At 73.1% G+C, this 25,527-nt stretch carries 26 protein-coding genes and 1 tRNA gene; 11 read left to right on the top strand and 16 right to left on the bottom strand.

Translation table 11 applies throughout. The features are described 5' to 3' along the window. Positions 1-186 precede the first annotated feature (186 nt). A complete protein-coding gene (locus tag JD77_RS12475) occupies positions 187-450 on the bottom strand; it encodes a cell division protein CrgA (protein ID WP_145774539.1) in 264 nt (87 codons plus the stop codon). Between the two features lie 227 nt (positions 451-677). On the opposite strand from JD77_RS12475, the gene JD77_RS12470 reads away from it, so the two are divergent. The 4 genes from JD77_RS12470 to JD77_RS12455 all read left to right on the top strand — a co-directional run bounded on the left by JD77_RS12470 (position 678) and on the right by JD77_RS12455 (position 3,981). Next, positions 678-1,484, top strand: coding sequence for a DUF881 domain-containing protein (locus tag JD77_RS12470; RefSeq protein ID WP_145774536.1), 807 nt, complete (start codon positions 678-680; stop codon positions 1,482-1,484). Between the two features lie 742 nt (positions 1,485-2,226). After that, entirely contained in the window at positions 2,227-3,051 is an 825-nt protein-coding gene (locus JD77_RS33560) for a class E sortase (RefSeq protein WP_246140645.1), read from the top strand. Positions 3,052-3,053: 2 nt separating this feature from the next. Next, the gene (locus JD77_RS12460) at positions 3,054-3,326 is read left to right on the top strand and encodes a hypothetical protein (RefSeq protein ID WP_145774532.1); all 273 of its coding nucleotides are present in this window, start codon (positions 3,054-3,056) and stop codon (positions 3,324-3,326) included. Between the two features lie 4 nt (positions 3,327-3,330). Then, entirely contained in the window at positions 3,331-3,981 is a 651-nt protein-coding gene (locus JD77_RS12455) for an aminodeoxychorismate/anthranilate synthase component II (RefSeq protein ID WP_145774530.1), read from the top strand. A gap of 80 nt (positions 3,982-4,061) precedes the next feature. On the opposite strand, the gene JD77_RS12450 is transcribed toward JD77_RS12455, so the two are convergent. The 8 genes from JD77_RS12450 to JD77_RS12415 form a co-directional block, all read right to left on the bottom strand. Further along, complete coding sequence (locus JD77_RS12450) at positions 4,062-4,649, bottom strand: SanA/YdcF family protein (protein WP_145774528.1); 588 nt, start codon at positions 4,647-4,649, stop codon at positions 4,062-4,064. Between the two features lie 270 nt (positions 4,650-4,919). Then, complete coding sequence (gene pknB, locus JD77_RS12445; protein ID WP_145774525.1) at positions 4,920-6,704, bottom strand: Stk1 family PASTA domain-containing Ser/Thr kinase; 1,785 nt, start codon at positions 6,702-6,704, stop codon at positions 4,920-4,922. After that, on the bottom strand, positions 6,701-8,221 hold the full coding sequence (locus tag JD77_RS12440; RefSeq protein WP_145774523.1) for a serine/threonine-protein kinase: 1,521 nt from the start codon (positions 8,219-8,221) through the stop codon (positions 6,701-6,703). The genes pknB and JD77_RS12440 overlap by 4 nt, the downstream gene beginning before the upstream one ends. A 1-nt stretch (position 8,222) precedes the next feature. After that, positions 8,223-9,725 (bottom strand): peptidoglycan D,D-transpeptidase FtsI family protein, encoded by a 1,503-nt coding sequence (locus JD77_RS12435; RefSeq protein WP_145774520.1) that lies wholly within the window; start codon positions 9,723-9,725, stop codon positions 8,223-8,225. Continuing rightward, positions 9,722-11,209 (bottom strand): FtsW/RodA/SpoVE family cell cycle protein, encoded by a 1,488-nt coding sequence (locus tag JD77_RS12430; RefSeq protein WP_145774518.1) that lies wholly within the window; start codon positions 11,207-11,209, stop codon positions 9,722-9,724. Before JD77_RS12430 ends, JD77_RS12435 begins: the two co-directional genes overlap by 4 nt. 29 nt (positions 11,210-11,238) lie before the next feature. Next, positions 11,239-12,675, bottom strand: coding sequence for a PP2C family protein-serine/threonine phosphatase (locus JD77_RS12425; protein ID WP_145774516.1), 1,437 nt, complete (start codon positions 12,673-12,675; stop codon positions 11,239-11,241). Then, positions 12,672-13,157 carry an FHA domain-containing protein FhaB/FipA gene (locus JD77_RS12420; protein ID WP_145774514.1) on the bottom strand — a complete coding sequence of 162 codons (486 nt, stop codon included), beginning with the start codon at positions 13,155-13,157 and terminating at the stop codon, positions 12,672-12,674. Before JD77_RS12420 ends, JD77_RS12425 begins: the two co-directional genes overlap by 4 nt. A 6-nt stretch (positions 13,158-13,163) precedes the next feature. Beyond that, on the bottom strand, positions 13,164-14,000 hold the full coding sequence (locus JD77_RS12415) for an FHA domain-containing protein (protein WP_145774512.1): 837 nt from the start codon (positions 13,998-14,000) through the stop codon (positions 13,164-13,166). A 208-nt stretch (positions 14,001-14,208) separates the two neighbouring features. Here JD77_RS12415 and JD77_RS12410 point away from each other — a divergent pair. The 3 genes from JD77_RS12410 (at position 14,209) to JD77_RS12400 (ending at position 16,299) form a co-directional block, all read left to right on the top strand. Beyond that, positions 14,209-14,294 (top strand) — tRNA-Leu (locus tag JD77_RS12410). A gap of 131 nt (positions 14,295-14,425) precedes the next feature. After that, entirely contained in the window at positions 14,426-15,499 is a 1,074-nt protein-coding gene (locus tag JD77_RS12405; RefSeq protein ID WP_145774510.1) for an NAD-dependent epimerase/dehydratase family protein, read from the top strand. Then, on the top strand, positions 15,496-16,299 hold the full coding sequence (locus JD77_RS12400) for a WecB/TagA/CpsF family glycosyltransferase (protein ID WP_145774508.1): 804 nt from the start codon (positions 15,496-15,498) through the stop codon (positions 16,297-16,299). The genes JD77_RS12405 and JD77_RS12400 overlap by 4 nt, the downstream gene beginning before the upstream one ends. Positions 16,300-16,362: 63 nt before the next feature. Here the strand turns inward: JD77_RS12400 and JD77_RS12395 are convergent, their stop codons facing one another. The 3 genes from JD77_RS12395 to JD77_RS12385 all read right to left on the bottom strand — a co-directional run bounded on the left by JD77_RS12395 (position 16,363) and on the right by JD77_RS12385 (position 18,067). Further along, positions 16,363-16,773: a hypothetical protein gene (locus JD77_RS12395; protein WP_145774506.1), complete on the bottom strand. Its 411-nt coding sequence runs from the start codon at positions 16,771-16,773 to the stop codon at positions 16,363-16,365. A 224-nt stretch (positions 16,774-16,997) separates the two neighbouring features. Further along, complete coding sequence (locus JD77_RS12390; protein WP_145774505.1) at positions 16,998-17,216, bottom strand: DUF397 domain-containing protein; 219 nt, start codon at positions 17,214-17,216, stop codon at positions 16,998-17,000. Then, complete coding sequence (locus JD77_RS12385; protein WP_145774502.1) at positions 17,189-18,067, bottom strand: helix-turn-helix domain-containing protein; 879 nt, start codon at positions 18,065-18,067, stop codon at positions 17,189-17,191. The genes JD77_RS12390 and JD77_RS12385 overlap by 28 nt, the downstream gene beginning before the upstream one ends. Positions 18,068-18,702: 635 nt before the next feature. On the opposite strand from JD77_RS12385, the gene JD77_RS12380 reads away from it, so the two are divergent. After that, positions 18,703-18,987, top strand: coding sequence for a hypothetical protein (locus JD77_RS12380; RefSeq protein ID WP_145774501.1), 285 nt, complete (start codon positions 18,703-18,705; stop codon positions 18,985-18,987). Positions 18,988-19,089: 102 nt separating this feature from the next. Continuing rightward, the gene (locus JD77_RS12375; RefSeq protein WP_211372544.1) at positions 19,090-19,515 is read left to right on the top strand and encodes a hypothetical protein; all 426 of its coding nucleotides are present in this window, start codon (positions 19,090-19,092) and stop codon (positions 19,513-19,515) included. Between the two features lie 49 nt (positions 19,516-19,564). Here JD77_RS12375 and JD77_RS12370 read toward each other — a convergent pair whose 3' ends face one another. Further along, on the bottom strand, positions 19,565-20,230 hold the full coding sequence (locus tag JD77_RS12370; RefSeq protein WP_145774499.1) for a PASTA domain-containing protein: 666 nt from the start codon (positions 20,228-20,230) through the stop codon (positions 19,565-19,567). An 85-nt stretch (positions 20,231-20,315) separates the two neighbouring features. Further along, positions 20,316-21,023, bottom strand: coding sequence for a PASTA domain-containing protein (locus JD77_RS12365; RefSeq protein WP_246140644.1), 708 nt, complete (start codon positions 21,021-21,023; stop codon positions 20,316-20,318). Positions 21,024-21,115: 92 nt separating this feature from the next. Between JD77_RS12365 and JD77_RS12360 the strand changes: the two genes are divergently transcribed. Further along, complete coding sequence (locus JD77_RS12360) at positions 21,116-22,477, top strand: hypothetical protein (protein WP_145774497.1); 1,362 nt, start codon at positions 21,116-21,118, stop codon at positions 22,475-22,477. A 7-nt stretch (positions 22,478-22,484) separates the two neighbouring features. Here the strand turns inward: JD77_RS12360 and JD77_RS12355 are convergent, their stop codons facing one another. Continuing rightward, a complete protein-coding gene (locus JD77_RS12355; protein WP_145774495.1) occupies positions 22,485-23,963 on the bottom strand; it encodes a glutamate-cysteine ligase family protein in 1,479 nt (492 codons plus the stop codon). Positions 23,964-24,282: 319 nt separating this feature from the next. Continuing rightward, positions 24,283-24,864 carry a YceI family protein gene (locus JD77_RS12350; RefSeq protein WP_145774493.1) on the bottom strand — a complete coding sequence of 194 codons (582 nt, stop codon included), beginning with the start codon at positions 24,862-24,864 and terminating at the stop codon, positions 24,283-24,285. A gap of 99 nt (positions 24,865-24,963) precedes the next feature. On the opposite strand from JD77_RS12350, the gene JD77_RS12345 reads away from it, so the two are divergent. Further along, the gene (locus JD77_RS12345) at positions 24,964-25,458 is read left to right on the top strand and encodes a MarR family winged helix-turn-helix transcriptional regulator (protein WP_145774491.1); all 495 of its coding nucleotides are present in this window, start codon (positions 24,964-24,966) and stop codon (positions 25,456-25,458) included. The last annotated feature ends 69 nt before the right edge of the window (positions 25,459-25,527 follow it).

Genomic DNA, 25,527 nt, shown 5'->3' with positions numbered 1-25,527 from the left:
CCAGCAGTAACGTGAGTCTTCTCGCAGCCGGCCGCGCCGCCCTGCGGACACCATAGGGTGCCCCGGCGCCGAAGCACCCGGCAGGGGCCGCGCGAAGTGCGACATCACGGGGCCGGATGCCCGGTGGAGGCATGGTCCGCCGCCTGCCGGACGGCGGAATGGATCAGGCCGGCGGCGCGAGACGGGTCAGCGCCAACGGGAGAGCAGCACCAGGGAGCCGACCATCGCGCCGAAGCCCACCGCGAGGTTCCAGTAACCCCACGAAGCGACCGGGTACGCCTGCTCGGAGAGGTAGTAAACCACCAGCCAGCCGATTCCGGCGACGATCAGGGCGACCGCCGTGATCGGGAGCCAGACCGGGCTGGGCTTGCGCGTCGCCGCCGTCGCCGTCGGACGCACGTCCGTCGGCGGGGTGTACACCTTCTTCTTGCGGACCTGAGACTTGGGCACGACGCTCTCCAGGGGTGACGACCTCGTCCGGCCTGACAACCGGGCGCGGGGGCGACGGTCCATGGCCAATAATGTTCGACAGCTAGCGTAGTCCGGAAGGGCCGCCCTAGCCATGAATGGGGTCAGACCGATGCACGGAGTGACCGAAATTGGCGGGACTGTTCGGTCACCGCAGCACCGGCCCTCGCCCTGACGGCCGACACCAGACGACGCGGAAGGAACGCTCGGTGGAGTACACATCCGGCGCGGCCTCCTGGCAGAAGGCCCTCCGGCGGGCGGTCGCCGTCCTCCTGCCCCGGCGCCCACGGCAACGGCGCCCAGGCTGGTCGGTGGGCGTGCCCCTGATCGCCGTCGCGGCCGGGCTGCTGTTCACCACGAGCGCGACGACCGCCGACGGCACCGCGCTGCGCGAGGACCGCCGCCCCCAACTCACGCAGCTCATCGAGGACCGGCGGAAGCAGGTCGAGGCGAGCGAGCAGCAGGCGGCGCAGCTACGGGCCCAGGTCGAGGACGAGACCGCCGCACTGGCCGACTCCGACGGCCCGATCAGGGAGCAGCGGGACCGGGCGGCCGCGAGCCGGCAGGCCGCCGGGTTCACGGCGCTGACCGGGACAGGGGTGACCGTCGAGCTCGACGACGCTCCCCGGCGCCCCGACCAGGGTCTGCCCCCGGGGGCGACGAACGACGACCTGGTGGTCCACCAGCAGGACGTCCAGGCGGTGGTGAATGCGCTCTGGGCCGGCGGCGCGGAGGCGATGTCAATCATGAACGTCCGCGTGCTCACGACCAGCGCGGTACGCTGCGTGGGTAACACCCTGCTGCTCCACGGCCGGGTGTACTCCCCACCATTCAAGATCGTAGCAATCGGCGATCCCGCTGCCCTCAAGCAGGCCCTCGCCGCCTCCGAGGGAGTCCAGTGGTTCATGGACGACGTCCGCGACTTCCACCTGGGGTACCGGGAGACCACATCGACGGTCACGGTGCCGGCGTTCGAGGACTCGACCGCCCTGCGCTCGGCGACGGTGCCCCGTTGAGCCGGGCGAGCGACCCGGAGGCCTGGCGGCACCACCCGGACGCCTGGCGCCACCAGCCGGACGCCTGGCAGCACGAGCCGGACAGCCGGCAGCGCGGCCCGCAGCCGGCCCCGGTCTCGGTGCCCCGGTCGACCACTCCGCCCAGGCGCCGCACGGTTCCGGCGGCACCTGGCCAGACCCGGTGCTACCGCCCCGCGCGGCGGCCCCCCGCTCACCGCAGCCGCACCGGCAGGCCGCCCCGCCGCCGTGGCCCGGCGCCGGCCCCGGCGAGCCTCCGCTGCGCCCGGCCGCCCAGCCGCCCGCGCCGTATCCGGCGACCCAGCCGCCGACGCTGCCGGCCGCCCAGCCACCCCCGGGGACCGCAGGACGTTCCGCCGCCTCCCGGCCCGGCCCGGCCGGACGCGGGTCCGGCGACCCGTCCGCCCCGCAGCCGTACGGCCCGGCCTCGGCCGGCGCGCCGCCGTACGGCCCGGGGGGCGGTTCCGGCGCCGGGTCGGGCAGCCGCCACCCGGCGGCCCCGACGGACGCGCCCACGGCCCTCATCCCGACCGTCGGCCCCCGTCCCGCGTCGCCCCCGCCGCCCGCCGGCGCCCCGGCGCCGGGCGCACCGGGATCGGGCGCACCGGGATCGGGCCCGCCCCCGGGCCCCGCCGACCCGGCGGCCACCGCGCTGATCCCGCCGGTCCCCGGCGGGCCACCGGCCCCCGACCCCCGCCTCGACTCGACCGCGCTGATGGGCGCCGTGCCACGGCTCCCGGCCGTCAACGATCCCGCCGAGACGGGGCCCACCGAGCCGCCCAGGCCACGGCGCGGCGAGCGGGTGATCCAGCTCCGGGCGACGCAGACCGGGGAGGGCTACAAGAGCGTCTACTCCGAGCTGACCCGCCCCTCCGTCTGGTCGCGGCTGCGCACGGGCGTACGGGTCACCGGCGAGGTGCTGATCACCTTCGGCCTCGTGGTGCTCCTCTTCGCCGGCTACGAGGTGTGGGGCAAGTCGGCGATCGTCGACGCCCACCAGAACGACCTCAACCAGCAACTCGCCCAGGCGTGGGACCCGAGCGACGATCCGACCGTGGCCCCGACCGGCCCGACGGCCAAGCCGAAGCCGCCGGCCCACGGCAAGCCACTCGCCGGGCTGTACATCCCGAAGCTGGACAAGCACTGGGTCGTCGTGCAGGGGGTCACCCAGCAGGACATCCGGTACGCCCCGGGCCACTACCCGGACAGCGCGATGCCGGGTGAGCTGGGCAACTTCTCCGTCGCCGGCCACCGCAACCGGGCCACCTTCTGGCGGCTGGACGAGCTGCACCCCGGCGACGCCATCGTGGTCGAGGGCAAGACCGAGTGGTACGTCTACAAGGTCTACAAGAGCCGGATCGTCCGGCCGAACCAGGTCGAGGTGGTCGCGCCGGTGCCGATGGAGCCGGGCGCGAAGCCGAAGCAGCGGCTGCTCACCCTGACCACCTGCAACCCGAAGTTCGACAACTATCAGCGGCTGATCGTCCACGCCGAGCTGGACCGCACCCAGCCCAAGGCGTCCGGCCGCCCGGCGGAGCTGGGGGCCTGACGGTGTACGCCTGGATCTGGCGCAAGCTTCCGCTGGGCCTGCCCGGCAAGCTGATCGGCTCGCTCGCGCTCGTCGCCGCCACGGTGGCCCTGCTCTGGTACGTGGTGTTCCCGTGGGCCGAGCCGCTGCTCCCCTTCGACGACGTGCAGGTCACCCAGGACTCCGGCGACCCGGCCTCCGACCCGGGCGTGCCGGGGGACACCCCGGGCGACGGGCACGAGCTGCCTTACGACACCGAGCAGAACAACACCCCGCCCCCCTCCCCGAGCAGGTGAACCGATGCGCGTCCTGGTGATCGACAACTACGACTCGTTCGTGTTCAACCTCGTGCAGTACCTCGGCCAGCTCGGCGTGGACTGCGAGGTTCGGCGCAACGACGAGATCGAGCTGGACGAGGTGGGCCGGGTCGGGGCGGCCGGGGTGCTGCTGTCCCCGGGGCCGGGCAGCCCGGACCGGGCCGGCATCTGCCTCGACGTCATCCGCCGGTACGCGGGCGAGCTGCCGATCTTCGGCGTCTGCCTGGGGCATCAGGCGATCGGAGAGGCGTTCGGGGCGACCGTGGCCCGCGCGCCGGAGCTGCTGCACGGCAAGACCTCGGAGGTGCGGCACCACTCGGTCGGCGTACTGGCCGGGCTGCCGGACCCGTTCACCGCCACCCGCTACCACTCGCTGGCCGTACTGCCCGAGACCCTGCCGGACGAGCTGGAGGTCACCGGCTGGACGGGCTCCGGGGTGGTGATGGCCATGCGACACCGGACGCTGCCCGTCGAGGGCGTCCAGTTCCACCCGGAGTCGGTGCTCACGGAGGGCGGGCACCTGATGCTGGCCAACTGGCTGGCGAGCTGCGGCCATCCGGAGGCGTTGGAGCGCGCCCCGGAGCTGGCCGCCGAGGTGGACGCCCGCCGCCGCGCCGCCTTCGCCACCGGCTGAGACGGGCCGCCTTCGCCACCGGCTGAGACGGGCCGTCTTCAGACCGGATGATCGCGTGAGTAGGCCCGCGAAGGGGGCGGTCAGCCCTTCAGCGCGTCCGCAACCGCCGGGTCGGCCGGCGACCTGACCGCAGGCGGCCGGCGTCGGACCGCGTCCCACGCCGCCTTGCCACTGGCGAAGTAGTCCCGTACCGCCTTCTCGACGAGCAGTGCCCGCCCGCAGCCGGGGCACCGCGCGGTCACCCCGTCGACATCGAGCCCGAGCTGCCGGCACAGCGTAACCGCCCGGGCGAGGTGGTACGACTGGGTCACGACCAGCGCGCGCCGGACGCCGTACACGCCGCGTGCTCGGGCGCAGCTGTCGTAGGTGTCCAGCCCGAACGGGTCGGCCACGACGCGACGGGGATCGACACCCAGCCGGTCGGTCAGGTGGGAGGTCATCACCGCCGGCTCGTCACCGGAAGTTCCGCCCCCGTCGCCCGATACGAGAATCACCCGTGCCCGCCCGCTGCGCACCAGCTCGGCGGCGGTTTCCAGGCGGCCGGTGAGCCGGTCGCCCGGTTGGCGCCGGTCCGCCGCCACAGCCGTGCCCAGGACGATCACGACGTCGGCGGCCGGTGCGCTGGCCTCGTCGTACAGATGACCGCGGGCGGCGACGGTGGTCCACATCCAGGGAAGACTGGCGAGAAGCAGCGCGGCCAGACTGAGAAACGCCGCGCGGGCCAGGCGTCGCCACCGCCGGTTCGCCCGACCCTCCCGGCCCGCCGCTGCTCTCACCAGTGGTATCCGGCGGGAACGCTGGCATCCACCCCGTTCGTCCTTCCGGTACGCGTCACCGCCACCCAAACCTGGGCGAACCGCACGGCCGACGGCCGGCACCGCCGATCGCTGGATCCCTGCGGGCGTCTCGCCCGCTCCTCCGAGGAGGCCGGGTTCGCGTCAGCGTTCCTCACTGCGGCCCGGTGGGGGCGGGAACAGACCGCCCCCGCCGCCTTCGGTCGGGGTGTTCGACGGGGTCGGCGTCGGCTCGGACGGCTCCGCGGTCGGCAGGGGGACGTCGACCTCGATGGTGACGGTCTTCCCCTTCTCCAGCTTCTCGCCGGCCCGCGGGTTCTGGTCGCTCACCTTGCCGGCCTGGTCCGCCGGCACCTCGTTGCCGTCGCGCACCTTCCACTGGTAGCCCGCCCGCTCCAGTTCCCGCTTCGCCTCGGCCTCCGTCAGCCCGGTGACGCGCGGCACCGTGCGGATGTTGCCGCGGGAGACCTCCACGGTCACCTCGCTGCCCTCGGCAACCCTGGTGCCCTCCTTCGGGGTCACCTTGACGACCGTCCCCGCCGGCGCGTCGTTGTCGACCGGCTTCTCCTTCACCACAAATTTCAGGTCCTTTAGCTGCTGCTCGACGTTGTCGAACGGCGACCCGATGACACGCGGGATGGTCACCTCCGGCTTGCCGCCGCAGAGCTGGACGGTGACCCCCTGGCCCTTCTCCAACTCCGTGTCCGGTGACGGGCTCTGCTGAGCGACCGTGTCGACCTTGCAGGTGCTGTTGAAGACGGCATCGCCGACCGTGGGCACCAGCCCCGCGCTCTGGATGTCGGCGACGGCCGCGTCCCGGCTCTTGCCCTCCAGGTTCGGCACCCGGACCTTGCCGCTGCCCTGGCTGAGCAGGATGCCGGCGACCAGGGCGATCACCGCGAGCACGCCGAGGGCGGCGAAGACGGCGATCACCCAGGAGGAGCTCTTCCGCTTGCGCGGGTCCCCGACCCGGGCCGGGACCTGCTGCCGGGCCTGCGGGCCCAGCACCTGGGTCTGGTAGCCCGCGGCCTGCGCCATCGGGACGGTTTCGCTCTCGCGCAACACCGGGGTGGCCAGCACCGGCCGACCGGCGGCGGCCCGGAGCAGGTCGGCGCGCATCTCGCCGGCGCTCTGGTAGCGGTTGAGCGGGTTCTTCGACAGCGCCTTGAGCACGATCGCGTCGACCGCCGGGTTCACGTCCGGGTTGATGTCGCTCGGAGTCGGCGGGGCCTCGCGCACGTGCTGGTACGCCACGCTGACCGGGCTGTCCCCGACGAACGGCGGGTGCCCGCAGAGCAGCTCGAACAGCACGCAACCGGCGGCGTACACGTCGGAGCGGGCGTCGACCGCCTCGCCGCGCGCCTGCTCCGGGGAGAGGTACTGCGCGGTGCCGATGACCGCGCTGGTCTGGGTCATCGTGGTGGCGCCGCTGGCCAGCGCCCGGGCGATGCCGAAGTCCATCACCTTGACCTGGCCGGTCTGGGTGAGCATCACGTTGCCCGGCTTGATGTCGCGGTGGATGATGCCGTGCCGGTGGCTGAACTCCAACGCGGCGCACATGTCGGCGCAGATCTCCAGCGCGCGGCGCGGCTGGAGCCGGCCCTCGGCGCCCAGCACCTCCTTGAGGGTCCGCCCGTTGACGAACTCCATCACGATGAACGGCAGCGTCTCGCCGGTCGGCGCCGTCTCCTCGCCGGTGTCGTACACGGCGACGATGGCCGGGTGGTTGAGGGAGGCGGCGTTCTGTGCCTCGCGGCGGAACCGCATCTGGAACGTGGCGTCCCGGGCCAGGTCGGTCCGGAGCATCTTGATCGCGACGTCCCGACCGAGCCGGAGGTCGCGGCCGCGGTGCACCTCGGCCATGCCGCCGTAGCCGAGCAGCTCGCCGACCTGGTACCTGCCACCGAGCAGGCGGGCCTGCGCTGTCATCGCGTCTGTCGTCCTTCGCTCGTCGTCGTCTCGCCGCCGCCCGGCAGGAGCCGTTCCATCCGACGGTACGACGTGCCGGGCGCATCGTCGCGTCCGTCGGCCCTCAGCGCGCCGGACGTCACTGTCCGCGGGCCGAGGTCACCGGCACCGGTGTTCTTCCGCAGGTTGTAGGAAAGCACGCCGGAACAGATCAGGACCAGTACGGCCAGCAGCACCACCAGCAGCACCCGGCCCGAGCCGGTACGCGCCGGCGGGACGGGCGGCGGGCCGGGCTGGCGGGCGTACGCCGCCGGGCCGACCGGGTGGACCGGGGCCGCCGGCACGGGCGCGGCGCCGCGGGGGTACGCCGGACTGGCGGCGACCGGTGGGCGCGGCGCGGCCACCGGCGGGTGCGCCGGCTGGTGGGCGACCGGCGGGCGGGGTGCCGCGACGGGCGGGCGGGACTGCAAGGGGGCGGACGCCGTGACCGGCCGCTGCGCGACCGCGGGCGGGCGGGGCTGCTGGCGCGACGCGGGCGGCACCTGGGCGCGGGCCTGAGCGCCGGCCGGCGACACCGGCACGGCGGAGACCTGGGCGCGGGCCTGAGGGCCTGCCGGGGGCGCCGGCACGGCGGAGACCTGGGCGCGGGCCTGAGGGCCGGCCGGGGGCGCCGGCACGGCGGAGACCTGGCCGAGGTGCCCGCTGGTGCGCGACTGCTGGCCGAGCGCCAGCTTCGCCTGCCGGGCCACCCCGGCGAGGGCGGCGGCGCTGGGCCAGCGGGCGGTGGGGTCCTTCGCCATCGCCCGCTCGACGATCGCCCGGACCTGCGGTGGGATGTCCACCGGCAGCGGCCGCGGGCTGTCCCGGACGTGCTTCATGGCGATTTCGAGCGGGTTGTCCCCCTCGAACGGTCGCCGCCCGGCCAGGCACTGGTACGCCACCACGCCGAGGGCGTACACGTCGGAGGCCGGCGTGGCGACCGCACCGGTGGCCTGCTCCGGCGAGATGTACGACGCGGTGCCCAGCACGGAGCCGGCGGCGGTGAGCTGCCCGACCAGGTCGGACCGGGCGATGCCGAAGTCGGTGAGCACGAGCGTGCCGTTGGGCCGGACGAGCAGGTTGCCCGGCTTCACGTCGCGGTGCACGATCCCCTTGACGTGCGCCGCGTGCAGCGCGTCGGCGGCCTGGGCGACCAGGGCCATGGTGCGGGCCGGGGTGAGCCGGCCCACCCGGCTGAGCGTGGCGGAGAGCGGGTCGCCCTCCACGTACTCCATGACCAGGAAGGCGATCTGCTGGTCGCTGCCGAAGTCGTAGACGTCCACGACGCCCGGGTGGTTGATGGTGGCCATCGTGCGGGCCTCGCCCCGGAACCGCTCGGCGAATCCCGGCTCGTCGAGCAGGGCCGGGAGCAGGCTCTTCACCGCGACCGTACGCCCCAGCACCTGGTCGGTGCCGCGCCACACGTCGCCCATGCCGCCGCTGGCGATCCGCTCGTCGAGACGGTAGCGGTTGCCGAGCTGGACGCCGGGGCTGAGCATGTCAGCGGCCCCCGGCGTCGGCGGCGGCCGCCTGCATGATCTTGCCGGCGATCCGGGCCGCCTCGGCGCTGCCGCCGCTGCCCGCCTGCTCCAGCACCACACAGACCGCGGAGACCGGGGTGCCGTTCTTGTCCAGCGCGAACCCGATGAACCAGCCGTGGTCGGGACGGTCCGGGGCGGACTGGGCGGTGCCGGTCTTGCCGCCGACCGTGTAGCCGTTGAAACGCGCGTTGCGACCGGTGCCGCCCTCGACCACGCCGACCATCATGTCGCGCAGGTCCGACGCGACCTGCGCGCTCACCGGCTCCCGCAGCTTCTTCGGGTCAGCGGTGTACGTGGTGGTGCGGTCCGGGGCGAGGAGCTGCTTGACCAGGTACGGCCGCATCTGCGTGCCGTTGTTGGCGACCGCCCCGGCGATCAGGGCGCCCTGCAGCGGGGTCATCCGCACGTTGTTCTGCCCGATCGAGGACTGGGCCAGCGCGGCCGGGTCGGTGCCACCGTCCGGGTTCTGCATGTCGCCGGTGCGGCTGGCCGCCACGGGCAAACCGCCCTCGCCGAGCTGGCCGACCGAGAGGTCCTCCTGCTCGAAGCCGAACTCGCGGGCCTTCTCCTTGACCTTGTCGGCCCCGAGTCTCACGCCGAGCTGGGCGAAGCCGGTGTTGCAGGACTCCCGGACCGCCTCGGCCAGGGTGACCTCCGACTCCGGGCAGATCGACGCGGCGGCGTTGCGGATCGGGGTGCCCGAGGTGGGCGCGGTGTAGCTGGAGCCCGCCGGGATCTTGGTGTTCTTGCCGATGCCGTTCTCCAGCGCGGCGGCGGCCATCACGATCTTGAAGGTCGAGCCCGGGGGCAGCACCTCCTCCAGCGCCCGGTTGGTCAGCGGGCGGCCCGCGTCCTTGTCCAGCTTGTCGTACGCCGCCTGCGCCTCGTCCGAGTCGTGGCTGGCCAGCGGGTTCGGGTCGAAGCTCGGCATGGAGACCAGCGCCTGCACCGCCCCGGTACGCGGGTCGATCGCGATCGCCGCGCCCTTCTTCGCGCCGACCTGGTTGTCGGCCAGCCCGTTGTACGCCGCGTCCTGGGCCCGCTTGGACAGGGTCAGCAGCACGTTGCCGCCGCCCGTCTCGTTGCCGGTGAACATGTCCTTGATCCGGTTGGCGATCAGCGCGTCGCTGGTGCCGGCCAGGTACTCGTTCTCGACCCGCTCGATGCCGGTCTCGGCCAGGTTGACGGGCTTGTAGCCGAGCACGTGCGCGTACTTCTCCCCACCGGGGTAGGTGCGCAGGTACTTGTACTTGCCCTCGGTCTCCTTGCTGGTGGCCAGGGCGGTGCCGCCGGCCTCGATGTTGCCCCGCCGGTGCTTGTACTCGGCCACCTGGACGCGGCCGTTGTAGTCGCTGTTGCGGTATTCGTCGGCCTTGTACGCCTGGATCCAGTTCAGGTTCGCGAACAGCAGGCCGAACAGGACCATGGCGACCACGCCGACGCGGCGCAGGGGTGCGTTCATGTCCGGATCACCTCCGTGGGGGCCCCGTGCAGTTGCTCCGGCGGGCCGCCCCCGGGTCGGGCCGCCGGGCCGCCGGGAGCCACCGGCCGACCGGCGGCGTCGGAGACCCGCAGCAGCACCGCGATGAGCAGCCAGTTCGCCATCAGCGACGAGCCACCGGCGGAGAGGAACGGGGTGGTCTGCCCGGTCAGCGGGATGAGCTTGCTGATCCCGCCCACGATCACGAAGACCTGGAGGCCGAGGGTGAAGGCGAGGCCGCCGGCGAGCAGCTTGCCGAACGAGTCCCGGACGGCCAGCGCGGCGCGCAGCCCCCGCTCCACGATCAGCAGGTAGACCACCAGCAGGGCGGAGAGCCCGAACAGGCCGATCTCCTCGCCGATGCCGGCGAAGATGAAGTCGTTCTGCACCTCGGGGATCTCGAGCGGCTCCCCGCCACCCGGCCCGGCGCCGAACAGGCCGCCGCTGCCGAGCCCGAGCAACCCCTGGACAAGCTGGTAGCCGTCGTCGTACGGCTTGGCGAACGGGTCCAGCCAGATCTCGGCCCGCAGGTGGAAGTTCGCGAACGGCCCGCCGACCGTGCCGCCCAGCACGTAGGCCAGGTACGCGCCGCCGAAGAACAGGAGCAGGCCGATCAGCAGCCAACTGACCCGCTCGGTGGCGATGTACAGGGTCACCACGAACATGCCGAAGTACAGCAGCGAGGTGCCGAGGTCCTTCTCGAAGACGAGCACCAGCAGGCTCAGCACCCAGACCGCGAGCACGGGCCCGAGGTCCCGCCCGCGGGGGAAGTCGATGCCGAGCACCCGGTGGCTGGCCAGGGACAGCACCTCGCGCTTGCGCACCAGGTAGTAGGCGAAGAAGGCGAGCAGCGCCAGCTTGGCGAACTCACCCGGCTGGATGGTGAAGCCGCCAATCTTGATCCACAGCTTCGCGCCGTAGATCTCCGAGTACTTCGGGGGCAGCACCGCCGGGATCATCACCAGCACGATGCCGGCCAGGCCCAGCGTGTACGCGTACCGGGAGACCGAGCGGTGGTCGCGCATGATCGCGAGCAGCGCGGCGGCGAGGACCACCGCCGCCAGCGTCCAGGCGAACTGCCGCCCGCCCTGCCCGGCGAAGATGGCCAGCGACTCGCGGTCCTCCGGGGCGGCCCTGCCCAGGTCGAGCCGGCGCAGGAAACCCACGCCGATGCCGTTGAGCAGCGCTACCGCCGGCAGCAGGGCCGGGTCGGCGAACGGCGCCAGGAACCGGATGGCCACGTGCAGGGCGAGGAAGACCGCGGCCAGCACCGCCGTCGGTACCCAGAAGTCCGGGGTGACCGTGTCGAGCACGGTCGCCTCGACCGTCGCACCGTACGCGGCCACCAGCACCAGGGCCAGCAGCAACAGCGACAGCTCGGCGTTGCGGCGGGACCGGGCCAGGCGTACGCCGGGCTGCTCGCCCGTCGTGCCGGGCGAGGCTGCCGGGGTGGCCGTTGCGGTCACGGATGCGTCCTCGGATTCTCAGCCGACGCTCACTCCGGCGACCGGCATCCGGCCGGGTCGGCCGGCGGGACGGTGTCGGAGTGCGACGCGTCGGGTGTGGTGGTGGGCGCGGGGGTGGCGGAGGAGCTGGGGCTGGGGGCGGCGGACGGGCCGTTCGCGGCGGTGCGGGTCGCGCCGGGGGTGGCAGCGCCCGGGGTCGGGGCGGCCGTCACCGGGGCGGGCGTGGCGGTGGGGCTGGGCGGGCAGATCGGCTTGAGGTTCGGGTTGGTCGGACTGTCGCTGATCAAAACGGCCAGCCGGCGCTCGGCGTCCGGCTCGCTCCGGGCCTGGATACCCTGCTTGACCTGCTCCTGGGCGGCCAGGGTGAGGTCGTCGAGCTTCGTGGCGCTCCGCGAGTGCACGGTGGAGAGGTCCAGGCCGGCGATCTGCCCCTGGACGCCCCGGAAGACGGCCACCTGGCCGTCCTCGGTCGCCCCGACGTAGTACTGCCGCTGGGTGTAACTCCACCCGCCGAGGAGCGCGCCGCCGAGGATGACCAGCAGCGCCACGGCCATCGCGGCGGTACGCAGCGGGCGGCGCCGCGGCCGGTCCGCGTCGTCGTCGCCGTCCCCCGGATCCTCCGGCGCGGGCGGACGCGGCGCGGAGAGCGCCGAGGCGCGGGCGGCGGGGGTGGAGACGTCGGCGGACGTGGCCATGCCCCGGTCGCGGGCGGCGGCGCCGCCGACGATCGGGCTCGCCTCGACGATGTCCGCGTCGGTGGCGTCGGCGATGATCACGGTGATGTTGTCCGGGCCGCCGCCACGCAGCGCGAGCTGCACCAGCCGCTCGACGCACTTCTGCGGATCGGTGTACTCGCGCATGGTGTCGGCGATCGTCTCGGCGCTGACCACGCCGGAGAGGCCGTCGCTGCAGATCAGGTAGCGATCGCCGGGCAGCACCTGCCGGACGCTGTACTCCGGGTCGATGTCGCGGCCGTCCAGCGCCCGGGTGAGCAGCGAGCGCTGGGGGTGGCTGCTCGCCTCCTCGGCGCTGATCCGCCCCTCGTCGACGAGCATCTGGACGTACGTGTCGTCCTTGGTGATCTGCGCGAACTCGCCGTTGCGCAGGAGATACGCCCGCGAGTCGCCGATGTGCACCATTCCCAGCTTGCTGCCGGAGAAGAGGGTCGCGGTGAGCGTCGTGCCCATCCCCTCCAGCTGCGGGTTGGCGTCCACGGTGTCGCGGAGCTGCTGATTGGCGGTGCCCACGGCGGAACGCAGCGCGTCGACGAGGGCGTCGCCCGGGACGTCCTCGTCCAACGGCGCCATGGCACCGATGACGATGTTGCTGGCGACGTCACCGGCGGCCATGCCGCCCATGCCGTCGGCGACGGCGAGAAGCCGCGGCCCGGCGTAGACGGAGTCCTGGTTACCGTCTCGGATCAGACCGCGGTCGCTGTGGGCCGCATAGCGCAGGGTCAGAGTCATGGCCGTAATTCGAGAGAGGTGCGGCCGATTCGGATCGGCACGCCGAGGGGGACGGGGGTCGGTCCGGTGACCTTAGCGCGATCCAGGTAGGTGCCGTTAGTCGAACCGAGGTCCTCGACGTACCACTGACCGTCGCGCGGCACGAGTCGGGCGTGTCGCGCGGAGGCGTAGTCGTCGGTGATGACGAGGGTGGAATCCTCGGCCCGGCCGATGGTGATCTGGGACTCGCCCAGGGTGATCCGGGTGCCGGCCAGCTGGCCCGCGGTCACCACGAGCTGGTGGGCGGCCCTGCCCCGCTTCACCTTCGCCGGCTTCGCTCCCTGCCCGGTCGATGCCCCCACGCCCCGGGGCGCGGCGACGAGTCGACCCGACCGGGCGCCGGCGAACAGGTCCCGACGGATCACGCCGACCACCGTGAACACGAAGATCCACAGCAGGATGAGGAACCCGAACCGGGCGACGGTGATGACGAGTTCGGGCAAGGCGGATCAGCCGTCCACGCGGAAGGTCAGGGTGGTGGTGCCGAGCTGGATCATGTCGCCGGGGTTGAGCGCCACGGCGGAGACCCGCTGGCCGTTGACCATGGTGCCGTTGGTCGAGCCGAGGTCGGTCAGCACGACCTGGCCGCCGTCGAAGTCCAGCCGCGCGTGGCGGCGGGAGATGCCGACGTCGGGCAGGCGCAGGTTGGCCTGATCGCCGCGACCGATGACCGTGGAGCCCATCTGGAGAGGGTAGGTGCGGCCGTCACCGGAGACCAGTCGGACGTTGCGCGCACCGCCGTGCCCGGGCGGGGGGCCGTAGCCGCCGCCCTGGTCGTACGCCGGGTACGCGGGCGGGCCCGCGTCGTAGCCGCCATGGTCGTAACCGCCCTGGTCGTAGCCGCCGTGCTCGTAGCCGCCGGGCGCCGAGACCGGGGCGACGTCGCCGCCGGTGTAGACCTCGGCGGTGACCCGGAACATGCCCGTGTCCAGGCCCTCGCCGCGCTCGATCTCGACGATCACGTCGCCGTAGACCGTCCACGCCTGCTCGCCGATGAACTCCGCCTGCGACTGGGCCAACTCCTGGGCCAGCGCGGCGGCGTACGGCGCCAGACGGCTGTGGTCGTACGGCGAGAGATCGATCACGTAGCGGTTGGGCACCAACGTGCGCCCACCGGCCAGGATCGCCTTGTGCGCCTCGGCCTCCCGCTGCATGGCGTTGAGGATCTCCACGGGGTGGACCACCCCTTTGAAGACCTTGGCAAAGGCTCCCTCGACCAGGCCTTCCAGACGCTTCTCGAAGCGTTGCAGCACGCTCACCGGCTCCTCCTCGGGTCCCGAGGACATGATGGTATCCGGCCGGCGCGCTCGCAGCTCACACGCCGCTCGGCCGTCCGCGACCGGCCCGTCCGGAGGGGCCACTTCAGGCGTGCTACAGTTTCGTCCGCCGCGAGCGGTAACAGGTCGCGGCGAGGGCCGGAAACGCCGTAGGATGTGCCGGACCCGCTGGAGACAGCGGAACCGGGGCAGGCTACAGTTTCCCAGGTCAGGCCACGGGGAAGTGGCGGAATGGCAGACGCGCACGGTTCAGGTCCGTGTGCCCGAAAGGGCGTGAGGGTTCAACTCCCTCCTTCCCCACCAGCACAAGGGCTCCGCAGGAATGCGGGGCCCTTGCGTCGTTGTCAAGCTCCGCAACGCATCGGCGGCCGTGCCGGACGTCACGCTATGCTCCGAATCGTTCCCTGCTGCCTCAGATGAACCAGGAGTGGCGTGTGAGTGTCGCGTTGGTGACCGGGTCGGGCGGCCTGATCGGCTCCGAGGCGGTGCGGCACTTCGCCGGCCTCGGCCTCGACGTCGTCGGCATCGACAACGACATGCGGCAGGAGTTCTTCGGCGCGGAGGCGTCGACCGCGTGGAACGTCCGCCGGCTCGCCGACGAGCTGGGCGGGGCGTACAGCCACCACAGCATCGACATCCGGGACCGCGACTCGCTGGCGAAGCTGTTCGCGCGGTACGGCGGCGACGTCGCCGTGGTGATCCACACGGCCGCCCAGCCGTCGCACGACTGGGCGGTCCGCGACCCGTTCACCGACTTCGACGTGAACGCCGTCGGCACCCTCAACGTGCTCCAGAACGTCCGCGAGCACTGCATCGAGGCGCCGGTGATCCACTGCTCGACCAACAAGGTGTACGGCGACCGGCCGAACAGCCTCCCCCTGGTCGAGCTGGAGACCCGCTGGGAGATCGAGCCGGGCCACCCGTACGAGCAGGGCATCCGCGAGGACATGTCGATCGACGCCTGCCTGCACTCGGTCTTCGGCGCCTCGAAGGTCGCCGCGGACGTGATGGTGCAGGAGTACGGCCGCTACTTCGGCGTGCGCACGGCCTGCTTCCGGGGCGGGACGCTCACCGGCCCGGCGCACTCCGCGACCGAGCTGCACGGCTTCCTCGGGTACGTGATGCGGGCCAACATGGAACGCCGGACGTACCGGATCTTCGGCTACCAGGGCAAGCAGGTCCGGGACGCCATCCACAGTTCCGACGTGGTCTCCGCGTTCGAGGCGTTCTTCCGCAACCCGCGCTCGGCCGCGGTCTACAACCTGGGCGGCGGCCGGCACTCCAACACCTCCAACCGGGAGGCGTTCGCGCTGGCCGAGCAGATCACCGGCCAGGAGATGGTCACGGAGTACGTCGAGGCGAACCGGATCGGCGACCACAAGTGGTGGATCGGCTCCAACGAGGCGTTCCAGGCCGACTATCCGGAGTGGAAGCAGGTCTACGACGTACCCATGATCATGCGCGAGATCTACGAGGCCAACGTGGACAAGTGGGTGCCGGCCGCATGAGCTCCACCAAGCGCAACGTCCTCGGTGTGCTCGTGGACGCCACCGACTACAACACGGCGACAGAGCAGGTGGTCACGGCGGCGCGCGAGCGCCGGCCGCTGGCGCTGACCGCGCTCGCCGTGCACGGCGTCATGACCGGCGTCCTCGACCCGGCGCACAACGCCCGGCTCAACTCCTTCGACGTGGTGACCCCGGACGGGCAGCCGGTGCGCTGGGCGCTGAACCTGCTGCACCACGCCAACCTCACCGACCGGGTCTACGGCCCGCTGCTCACCCTGCACGTGCTGCGGCGGTTCGCCGACGAGGGCCTGCCCGTCTACCTCTACGGCTCCACCGAGGAGACCCTGTCCCGGCTGATCCCGACGCTGGAGCGGATGTTCCCGGCGCTGAAGATCGCCGGGGTGGAGCCGTCGAAGTTCCGCGCCGTGCAGCCGGGCGAGGACGTGGAGATCGCCGACCGCATCAAGGCCAGCGGCGCCCGGCTCGTCCTGGTCGGGCTCGGCTGCCCGCGCCAGGAGATCTTCGCGTACGCCATGCGGCCCCTGCTGGACATGCCGCTGATGGCGGTCGGGGCGGCCTTCGACTACCACGCCGGCCTGCTCAAGCGACCACCCGCCTGGATGCAGCGCGCGGGCCTGGAGTGGTTCTGGCGGCTGGGCCTGGAGCCCAAGCGGCTCTGGCGCCGCTACGTGATCCTCAACCCGGCCTACCTCGGGCGCCTGGCGGCGCAGAAGAGCGGGCTGTGGAAGGCCAAGCCGCCCACCCCGGCCACCGACCGTCCCGCCACGTTCGCCGTCTGACCGGGCTCACCCGCCCGCCACCTCGAGCGGCAGCCAGGGCCTGCCCGGCACCGTCGGCGCTGGTCAGCGTGACCGGCCCGTCCCCTGCACGTACAGCAGCTCCAGGATGGCCCGCGTCGCCTCGAACCAGCGGTCCAGCCAGCCGGGCGGCGGCACGCTGCCCCGCGGCGGCAGTTCCAGGAGCAGGCCGCGCAGCAACGGATGGTCCGCCAGGGACTCCGTGACCGTCGGTTCGACGGACCAGCCCGCCGGCGGGAACGACGGCTCGGTGAGCGGGTTCGGGTCCAGCGAGGGCAGCGACAGCGGCGCGGACTGGTCGGCGACCCCCGATCCGCCGTCCCGATCGCCGATCTCGGTGTCGCCGGAGACCACCTCGGTCAGGACGGTGTCCCGCCGGGCCCCGCGGTACTTGCCGCCGAACCGCTCCGGCTTGCCCGGACCGTTGGTGAGGTTGTCTGACCCGATCGTCGTCATCGTCTCGCCTGCCTCGCTCGGTTGCCGATCCGTGCGGCGGGTTGTCGACCAGCGCCGTACCGAGGGGTACAACGAGCCGGGACGGCGGGGGCGACGGCTCCCGCGCGATTGGTCGCGGCCGTGAGCAGGGCGAGCTCCGGGCGATCCAGGCCGTACGCGCGGCGGGCGCGGCCCGCCCGGCGGCGCTGCCGGACGGGCCGCGCCCGCCGTTGTCCGGGTGTCGATCACTCCCGGACGAACGCACCGCCCCTGGCACCGGCGACGAAGGCGTGCCAGTCAGCCGGCGAGAAGATCAGGGCCGGCCCGGTCTTGTCCTTCGAGTCCCGCACCCCGACCGCACCGGTCACGTACGCCACCTCGACGCAGTTGTCGCAGTTCGGCCCGCTCTTCGAGCTCTTGAACCATGCTGCCTGCGTCAGGTCCAGGGACCCCTTGGTCGCCACTTCCACAACGGCTCCTCTGCCAGTTTCGCGATGTGTGCCACGGATTCCTCCGGGCGTATGGCCGCTGCTCGAATGTGATCGAAGATGAAGCTGTACTTCTGCAGTTCGTCGCTCTTCTCGAGAAAGAGCCCACCCGTGGCGTTCTCCGCGTACACGACATCGGGATCACCCGCTTCGGGGAAGCTGAGAATGGTGAACGTGCCGTCCATGCCGGCGTGCGCCCCGACCTCGAAGGGCAGGACCTGGAGCGTCACATTCGGCAGTTCCGCCACCTCCACCAGCCGCTGGAGCTGACCACGCATGACCGCGTCGCCGCCCACCGGCCGGCTCAGCACCGCCTCATCGAGCACCACCCACAGATCGACCGGATCGTCCTGGGTCAACAACGACTGACGGCCCAGACGGACACGCACCCGTTGCTGAACCTGCTCGGCCGTGAAATCCGGCCGTGCGGCCCGGATCATCGCAGAGGCGTACTCCTCTGTTTCGAGCAGCCCCGGCACGACCTGTTGCTCGTACGCCCGGATCGAGCTGGCCGCCGCCTCCAGGCCGACGTACGCCCCGACCAGCACGGTGCTGTACGGGTGCCACCAGCCCTTCTGCCGCGCCTCCCGGGCGATCTGCACCAGCTCGTCGCTCTCCACGCCGGTCACCCCGTAGATGAGCAGCATGTCGCGGACGTCGCGCGGGGTGGCCGTGGTGTGACCGGTCTCGATGCGGGAGATCTTCGACGCGGAGCACTCCAGCCGCTCGGCGACCCCCTCGATGGTGATGCCGGCCGCCTCGCGGTGGCGGCGCAGTTCGGCGCCGAGCCGACGACGCCGGATGGTGGGGCTGCGCCGCTCGCTCACGGCGTCACCTGTCGGATCGTTTGTCGGGACCGCTCGCTGCTCGGGCTCACCCGGCCACCTCCGGTCGATCGCGCTCGGGGCTCGACGCCCGCCGGGGGCGCGACCGTCGAGCGGCGGGCGAGCGTTCGCGGCGGGGATGGTGCCGGTCGTCGGCCGGCCGCGGCGGGCGAAACCGGCGTCCAGTCTGCCGCCCTCGCGACGAGGGTATCAAGCGTCTATTTGCGGGGGGCGTTCACGTATCGGCAAAAGTCGACATGCAACTTGCATGAGGCACGCCACTGATGCAGTCTGTCCGTAGGGCTCGGGTCACTCACCGTTCCGGTCGGCCGCCGGGGAGGGGGGTCTTCCGTCGCGACGGAAGGCGCCGGTCGAGCGTCCCGGCCCGGGCACCGCACGACAGACTGCCCTCGGGCTCAAGACCCCGCCGCTGGACGCCGGACGGCTGTGGCGGCGGGCGCGACGACCGGGAGCAGCCGGGTGATGGTCGGGCGACGGCACGCCACCAGCGGGTACGACCCGACCACCACCACCCGCACGACCCGTCCAGGGGCACGACTCCGACGCCGGGCCGCACGATCCCCCGAAAAGCCCGCTCCCGCCGGCCCGCCGCCGGCCGATCTTCCCAGGAGCCCTTTGTGCTTCCCCGCTCCGGTGACGTACTGCACGTGACTCGCGCGGCGAGTGTCCAGTTCCTCAGACCCATCATGTTCCGGGTGATCCGGGTACACGACTGGCCCACGTACGACGGTTGGATGTGGCTCGACGGCTACGAGCTGAACGCGACGGGGGACGCGGTCAGCCGGCGGTCCATCTTCGTGCAGGCGGCCGGGCTGCGCCAGTTGCGCGTCACACCACAGCCCCGGCAGCACACCGTCCGGCCGCGCCGCCCACTGGTCCGCACTCCCGTCCGGGTGGGCTGACCCGGCCCAATCCCAGGTCAGGGCGCGCGGCGACGCCATAGAATCGGTACGCCACCCCGGCGAAACGTCTCCACCCCGCGCATCCCGGACCCTGAACCTGGGATGGTCATGGTCACTCTGCCCACCGCGCGGCGGCACCACAGGTCCCGTACTCTCTACGCCTTCGCCCTGCTGGCGCTCCTCGGCGCCGCGACCATCCTCGTGATGGCGGCCCGGTACCCGGCCACGTCCGCCACCGAACTGGGCACCCCGGTCCCGGCGCCGGAGATCACCGTGATCGACGAACGGGCCGACCCGGGATGGTGGGCATCCGCCGAGCCGGGCTGGCCCGACCCGGCCAAGCCGCCCGAGGCCGGTGCCGGCGTGGCGGACTGGGCCGAGGCGGGTACCGGCGGCGGCACGGCGACAGCGGCGGCGGACGTCCGCCGGGACCAGGTCAGCCGCTCGCTGTTCTGGTCGGGCGTCATCGGCCTGGCCATCTCCCTCGCCGGGCTCGGGCTGGTGGGAACCAGACGCCGGATGTGGTGAGGCTCCCGGGGCCGTCCGGGTGGCGGTCGGCCCTCGGCCCGCTAGGGCGTCAGGGCGTCGGGGTGGCGGTCGGTTCCCCGGTGGTCGGTGGCGCCGCGCTGGTCGTCGGCGCGGGCGGTGCGGCGACCACCAGGACGGCTTCCTGCCCGGCGGGCACCAGTCGCCCTGCCTCCGGTTCGGTCTCGATCACGGTGCCGGCCGGCCGGTCGGACGCCCGCGTCTCGACCCGGTGGTCGATGCCCAATTCGTCCAGGATCCGCTCGGCGTCGGCCCGGGACAGCCCCACCAGAGGCGGCATCGGCACCGCGGCCGGGGTGGTGGCCGGCGGGGTGGTACTCGGGCCACCGGTCGTCGCCTCGGTCGTCGGCGCCCCGCTGCTCGCCGGGGCGGTGGTCGGGCGGACGGACGCACCCTGCCGGGGGCCGGGGCTCTCCTCCGCCCGGAGGATCAGCCAGACACCGACGCCGAGCAGGCCGAGCAGCAGCAGCGCCACGATGCCCAGCACGATCGGTGCCCACCAGCGCCCGCCGGCCTGCTCCTCGGCGTACCAGCCGCCGCCGGCCGGTTCGCGGTACTCCGTCGGGCGCGGTGCCGGCACCCCGGCCCGCCCGGACCACACCGCGGGGGCGGGCTCCTGACGGGCGGTCTCCCCGGGTCGGGGCAGCGGGCGGGTCGGCTCGTCGGCGGGGGAGGACTCGTCGCGGTCGTCGCTCATTGCAAGTCCTTTCCCAACCGGGCGGCTCGGAATCCACGCTAGTCGCTGCGCGCCACATCGGCCGGGATCGGCACCGCGTTCCCCGTCACGGGGTGGGTGTGGGCTCCCCGGTCGGGTCGGACGGCTCGTCACCGCAGGTCAGGGCCACCTCGTCGTTCCAGGAGGCGGGGGTGTCGGGGCCGGGGTGCTGGGCGGTGACGGTGCCCTTGCGGCCGGTGCGGTAGCGCGGGTAGAAGCCCTCGTCGACCAGTTCGTCGGCCGCGTCGTCGCAGTCGTCGCCGAGCAGGTCCGGCACGGTGAGCGTGGGCGCGGGTCCGGCGACGTACAGCGTGACGGTGGTGCCCCGGCTCACGGGCGCGCCCGGCGGCGGGGTGCTGCGGGCCACCTGCCGCCCCGTACCCGTGCCGAAGACCAGCCGCCAGCCGAGGCGCCGGTCCCGCAGCTCGTCCCGGGCGTCCTCGAAGTCCGTGCCGACCACGGGCGGGACGGTCAGGCCGCTGGCCTGGGCGGGCGCGCTGGTCCGATGCGTCGGCGCGGGCGTCCGGACGGTCGGCGGCGACGCCTCGGAGGGCGTGACCCGCGCGCCGGCGCCCGCGTCCGGTGGCGCGGGCGGGGTGCCCTCGTCGCCGGCCAGCAGCCAGCCGCCGGTCGCGCCGATCGTGGCGAGCAGCGCGACGGCGAGGCCGGCGCCGAGCGCCTTCGTCAGCCGTCCCGGCCCGTCCGTCGCCGGCTCGCCCGGGTACGTCTCCCCACCGGTGATCCCGTCGGTCATCGCGCCCACCACCTCATTCACCGGCGACCGTACCGGGACCGCGCCAAGCGCTCCGGCCGGGGCTCTTCCGCCGCGACTCGCCGGGCCGGCCGAGGAGGGTTACGCTGCCCGGCATGGCCAGACTGGGCTGGGGAGGATCGATCGCCACCGCTGCCGGCGTCGCCGCCGGCGCGGGCGCGGCCCAACTGGGTTTCGGCTACGGGCTGGGCATCATCGACTGGGCGACGGACGCCACCACGGGTGAGGCGGCCTGGCTGGCCAGCCTCGCCTGGTCGACCTGGATCGCGGGCACCTCGACGATCGCGGGCGCGGTCTGCGCCCAGCGGCTGCGGCGGGCGCCCGCCGGCCCCGGCGAGGTCGCGGTCGGCCCCGTCGACGCACCCTCGCCGGCCGAGGACCCGGCGACCCGTCGTACGACGGCCGAGGACCCGGCGACCCGGCGGATGGACGACGGTGGCCCGGCGACGGCGATCGCCCTGGCGCTGGCCGGCGCCGTCGGCGCCCTGCTCACCATGCTGCTGGTGGCCGTGCCGGCCCGGGCGGTCACCGTGCCGGGCGTCGCGGCGCCGCAGACCGTGGCCGCCTGTTACGCCGGGGCTGGCCTGCTGGTCGGGCTGCTGACGGCGGTCTGGGCGCTGCGCTCGCCGGCCGCCGCCGCGAACGTGATCGCCACCGTCGGCTGGCTCTGGGTCCTCGCGGTGGTCGCCGTGCTCGACGGCGTGCTGTCCGGGCGCGGGCTGAGCAGTGCGCAGCTCGGGATCTGGCAGCTCGGCGCCGACAGCCCGAGCCTCTGGATCCGGGGCTGGTTCTACTGGCCGGGGGCGGTGCTGGCGCTCGGCTCGGCGGTGCTCATCGGGTCGCTGGCCGCCCGGCGTACCGCCCGGTCGCCGCAGCGCCGGCTCGGGGCGGCGGCCTCGGGCGCGGCCGGCCCGCTGCTCGTCGCGCTCGCCTACCTGCTCGCCGTGCCCGGGCTCACCGCGATCGGCCGGGAGCAGGTGTCGGCGCACCTCGTCGCGCCGTACGCCGTCGTCGCCGGCTTCGCCGGGTCGGTACTGGCCGCCGCGCTGGCCCAACGGGCGGCGCGCCGCCGCCCCGACGTGCCGGTGGCGGTCCCGGACGTGCCGGTGGCGGTCCCGGACGTGCCGGTGGCGGTCCCGGACGTGCCGGTGGCGGTCCCGGACGTGCCGGTGGCGATACCGCGGCAGCGTACCGGCGAGGTGGACGACGCCCCCGCCGGGCCGCCGTCCGAGCCGGTCGGGTCGGGCGGGGCTGTGCCGTCCACCGGGCCGGCCGAGCCGCTCACGTCCCCCGTGCCGGTCGGATCGGCCGTGCCCCGCGGCAGCGCCACGACCGGCACGGCCCGGGCCGCCGGCGAAACTGGCCCCGGCGACGCGGGCGGCGTACCCGCGGCGGGGGGTGACGTGGCGGCGGAGCGGCCGGCGCCGAGGTCCCGCGGCGCCCGGCGCGCCCGCTGACCGCCGGTCAGTCGACCGGCCAGGTGTGCACCGGCTCGTTGCCGCGCTGGAGTTCCGCGTAGCGCCGCACCATGTGGTGCAGGGCAGTGTCGCGGTCCATGCGCCGGTGGCGTTCGGCGGCCCAGACCGCCTCGGTCTGCCAGACCGCGCCGTTGCGGCCGGTACGGCAGCGCTGCTCGATGATGCCGAGCAGCCGGTCCCGCTCGGCGGGGGCCACGCCGAAGCGGTCCAGCCCGGTCGCGGCCGTCGGCAGCAGCGTGTCCAGCACCAGCTTGGTCACCGGTACGTCGCCGAGGCGGGGCCAGTGCAGGACGGCGTCCATGCCGCGCCGGGCGGCCGCGTGGAAGTTCTCCTCCGCCGAGCTGAACGTGAGCTGGCTCCAGATCGGCCGGTCCGCCTCGGCCAACCCTCGGGCGAGTCCGAAGTAGAACGCGGCGTTGGCGAGCATGTCGACCACGGTCGGCCCGGCGGGCAGCACCCGGTTCTCCACGCGCAGGTGCGGGCGGCCGTTCATGATGTCGTAGACCGGGCGGTTCCACCGGTAGACGGTGCCGTTGTGCAGCCGCAGCTCGCTCAGCTCGGGCACCCCGCCGGCGTGCAGCACCTCGACGGGGTCCTCGTCCTCGCAGACGGGCAGCAGCGGCGGGAAGTAGCGGACGTTCTCCTCGAACAGGTCGAAGATCGAGGTGATCCAGCGCTCACCGAACCAGACCCGGGGACGGACGCCCTGGGCCTTCAGCTCGTCGGGACGGGTGTCGGTGGCCTGCTGGAACAGGGCGATGCGGGTCTCGGCCCAGAGCTGCCGCCCGTACAGGAACGGGGAGTTGGCCCCGATCGCGACCTGCACCCCGGCGATGGCCTGGGACGCGTTCCAGTAGTCGGCGAAGCTGTCCGGCGCGACCTGGAGGTGGAACTGGAGGCTGGTGCAGGCCGCCTCCGGCGCGATCGAGTCGGTGTGCGTCCGCAGCCGCTCCACACCCCGGATGTCCAGCTCGATGTCCTCGCCCCGGGCGCCGACGATCTGGTCGTTGAGCACCCGGTACCGGGCGTTGGTGGAGAGGTTGTCGACGACGAGGTGGCGTTCGGTGAGGGTGGGCAGGATGCCGACCAGGAGGATCCGGGCGTCGGACCGGGCCGCCCGCTCGTCGGCCCGGTCGAGGCTGTTGCGCAGCTCGCGCTCGTAGTCGGCGAAGCCGGTTCCCTCGATCAGCCGGGGCTGGGCGTTCAGCTCCAGGTTGAACTGTCCCAGTTCGGTCTGGAAGAGCGGGTCGGCGATGGCGGCGAGAATCTCCTCGTTGCGCATGGCCGGCTCGGCGGCCGCGTCCACGAGGTTCAGCTCGATCTCCAGGCCGGTCATCGGCCGGTCGGCGTCGAACCCGAAGTCGTCCAGCATCAGCGCGAAGACGTCCAGGCACCGCCGGACCTTCTGCCGGTAGCGGACCCGGTCCTCCCGGGAGAAGGCACCCTGCTCGACGTCCTTGCCCATGTGCCCTCCCGGCGCGAGGCGCTACGGGCTGGAGCTTCCCCGCAGCGGATTGTGAACCATCTAGGGTAAAAGCGCCCACCGTGCCGGGCCAGAGGTCGACGCCGGGCGATCACCGCGGCGGACGACCACGACCCGACCGGAACGCGCTCCCGGCCGGAATCTCTACCCAGCTCACCGGGCCCGCCACCATCCACGGCGGTGAGCGACGCGTGACGAATCGCACCACCGGCTGGTGGTTGCGGGGCGCGGGCGGCGGAGACGGCGACGGGCCCGCGCCGACTGGTGCGGCGCGGGCCCGGGGCCTCGTGGTTCGCTGTGGTCAGGCCTGGCGGACAGCCTCGCCCTCGATCTCGATCTTGATCTTCTTGCCCACCAGCACGCCACCCGTCTCCAGGGCGACGTTCCAGGTCAGGCCGAACTCCTCGCGGTCGATCTCGGTGGTGGCGGTGAAGCCGAAGACGTCGGTGCCGAACGGCGTACGGCCGACGCCCTCGAACTCGACCTCCAGGTCGACCGGCCGGGTGACGCCCTTGACCGTCAGTTCGCCGGAGAGGACGAACTCGTTGCCGTTGCGGGACTTGACGCCCGTGCTCCGGTATTCCAGGGTCGGGAAGGACTCGGCGTCGAGAAACTCGGGGCTGCGCAGGTGGGCGTCGCGGTCGGCCTGCGCCGTGTTGATGCTCGCGGCCTGGATGGTGGCGACGACGGACGACTCCAGGGGGTCCTCGGCGACGGTGATCGTGGCGGTCGCCTCGGCGAACTCACCGCGGACCTTGCTGACCATCATGTGCCGGGCGACGAACCCGACCCGCTTGTGCGCCGCGTCCAGCAGATAGGTGCCGGCGGTCGGGATGGTGAGGCCGTCCCACTCGCGGGTAACCGATCCGGTGCTGCTGGTCATGGTGCTCTCCTCCAGGGGGTGTTTGAGTAGCCCAACGGCTGACGTAGCAACTATAGCCATAACAATATTCCCCGCGTCAAGGACTGCTAGGATGGGCGCGTGGACCAGAACGTGTTCGAGGACCCGCGGATCACCGCGGTCGGCCTGCTCGTCGAGGCGCACGCCGGGCTGTCCGCCCGGTTCGCCGCCCAGTTCGAGCAGCACGGGCTCTCGCCGGTCGAGTTCGAGGTGCTGACCCGCCTCGCCCGCTCGCCCGGCAACCAACTGCGGATGACCGACCTGGCCGCGCAGACCTCGCTCTCCACCAGCGGCGTCACCCGCGTGGTGGACCGGATGGAACGCGACGGCCTCATCCGCCGCAGGGCCTGTCCGTCAGACCGGCGCAGCTCGTACGCGGTGGTCACCGCGGCCGGCCTGGAGCGCCTGGACCAGACCCTTCCGGGGCACCTGCGCATCATCGAGGAGTGGTTCACCGGGCAACTCGAGCCGGATGTGCTGCGCGTCCTCCTCGAAGGCCTCCGGCAGGTACGCGACGCCGTACACCCGGGAGCGACCGCGGGCAGCACCGGGACTGTCGGCGAGGACGGCTGCTGATTCCGCCGCCCCGGCCGCGCTCGCGTCGCCACCCCAAGTCCGCCCGGCACCGGCAGAAAAACCGGCAGA

The sequence above is a fragment of the Micromonospora olivasterospora genome (genome assembly GCF_007830265.1).
Taxonomy (GTDB): Bacteria; Actinomycetota; Actinomycetes; order Mycobacteriales; family Micromonosporaceae; genus Micromonospora; species Micromonospora olivasterospora.
Note: the sequence above shows the minus strand (reverse complement) of the source record. Positions and strands in the feature narration are given on the sequence as shown.

Coding starts and splice junctions, on each gene's coding strand:
- JD77_RS12455 (WP_145774530.1), top strand. CDS start 3,331: ATGCGCGTCCTGGTGATCGACAACTACGACTCGTTCGTGTTCAACCTC.
- JD77_RS12450 (WP_145774528.1), bottom strand. CDS start 4,649: ATGTGGACCACCGTCGCCGCCCGCGGTCATCTGTACGACGAGGCCAGC.
- pknB (WP_145774525.1), bottom strand. CDS start 6,704: ATGACAGCGCAGGCCCGCCTGCTCGGTGGCAGGTACCAGGTCGGCGAG.
- JD77_RS12440 (WP_145774523.1), bottom strand. CDS start 8,221: ATGCTCAGCCCCGGCGTCCAGCTCGGCAACCGCTACCGTCTCGACGAG.
- JD77_RS12435 (WP_145774520.1), bottom strand. CDS start 9,725: ATGAACGCACCCCTGCGCCGCGTCGGCGTGGTCGCCATGGTCCTGTTC.
- JD77_RS12425 (WP_145774516.1), bottom strand. CDS start 12,675: ATGACTCTGACCCTGCGCTATGCGGCCCACAGCGACCGCGGTCTGATC.
- JD77_RS12415 (WP_145774512.1), bottom strand. CDS start 14,000: ATGTCCTCGGGACCCGAGGAGGAGCCGGTGAGCGTGCTGCAACGCTTC.
- JD77_RS12400 (WP_145774508.1), top strand. CDS start 15,496: ATGAGCTCCACCAAGCGCAACGTCCTCGGTGTGCTCGTGGACGCCACC.
- JD77_RS12395 (WP_145774506.1), bottom strand. CDS start 16,773: ATGACGACGATCGGGTCAGACAACCTCACCAACGGTCCGGGCAAGCCG.
- JD77_RS12375 (WP_211372544.1), top strand. CDS start 19,090: ATGGTCATGGTCACTCTGCCCACCGCGCGGCGGCACCACAGGTCCCGT.
- JD77_RS12370 (WP_145774499.1), bottom strand. CDS start 20,230: ATGAGCGACGACCGCGACGAGTCCTCCCCCGCCGACGAGCCGACCCGC.
- JD77_RS12360 (WP_145774497.1), top strand. CDS start 21,116: ATGGCCAGACTGGGCTGGGGAGGATCGATCGCCACCGCTGCCGGCGTC.
- JD77_RS12355 (WP_145774495.1), bottom strand. CDS start 23,963: ATGGGCAAGGACGTCGAGCAGGGTGCCTTCTCCCGGGAGGACCGGGTC.
- JD77_RS12350 (WP_145774493.1), bottom strand. CDS start 24,864: ATGACCAGCAGCACCGGATCGGTTACCCGCGAGTGGGACGGCCTCACC.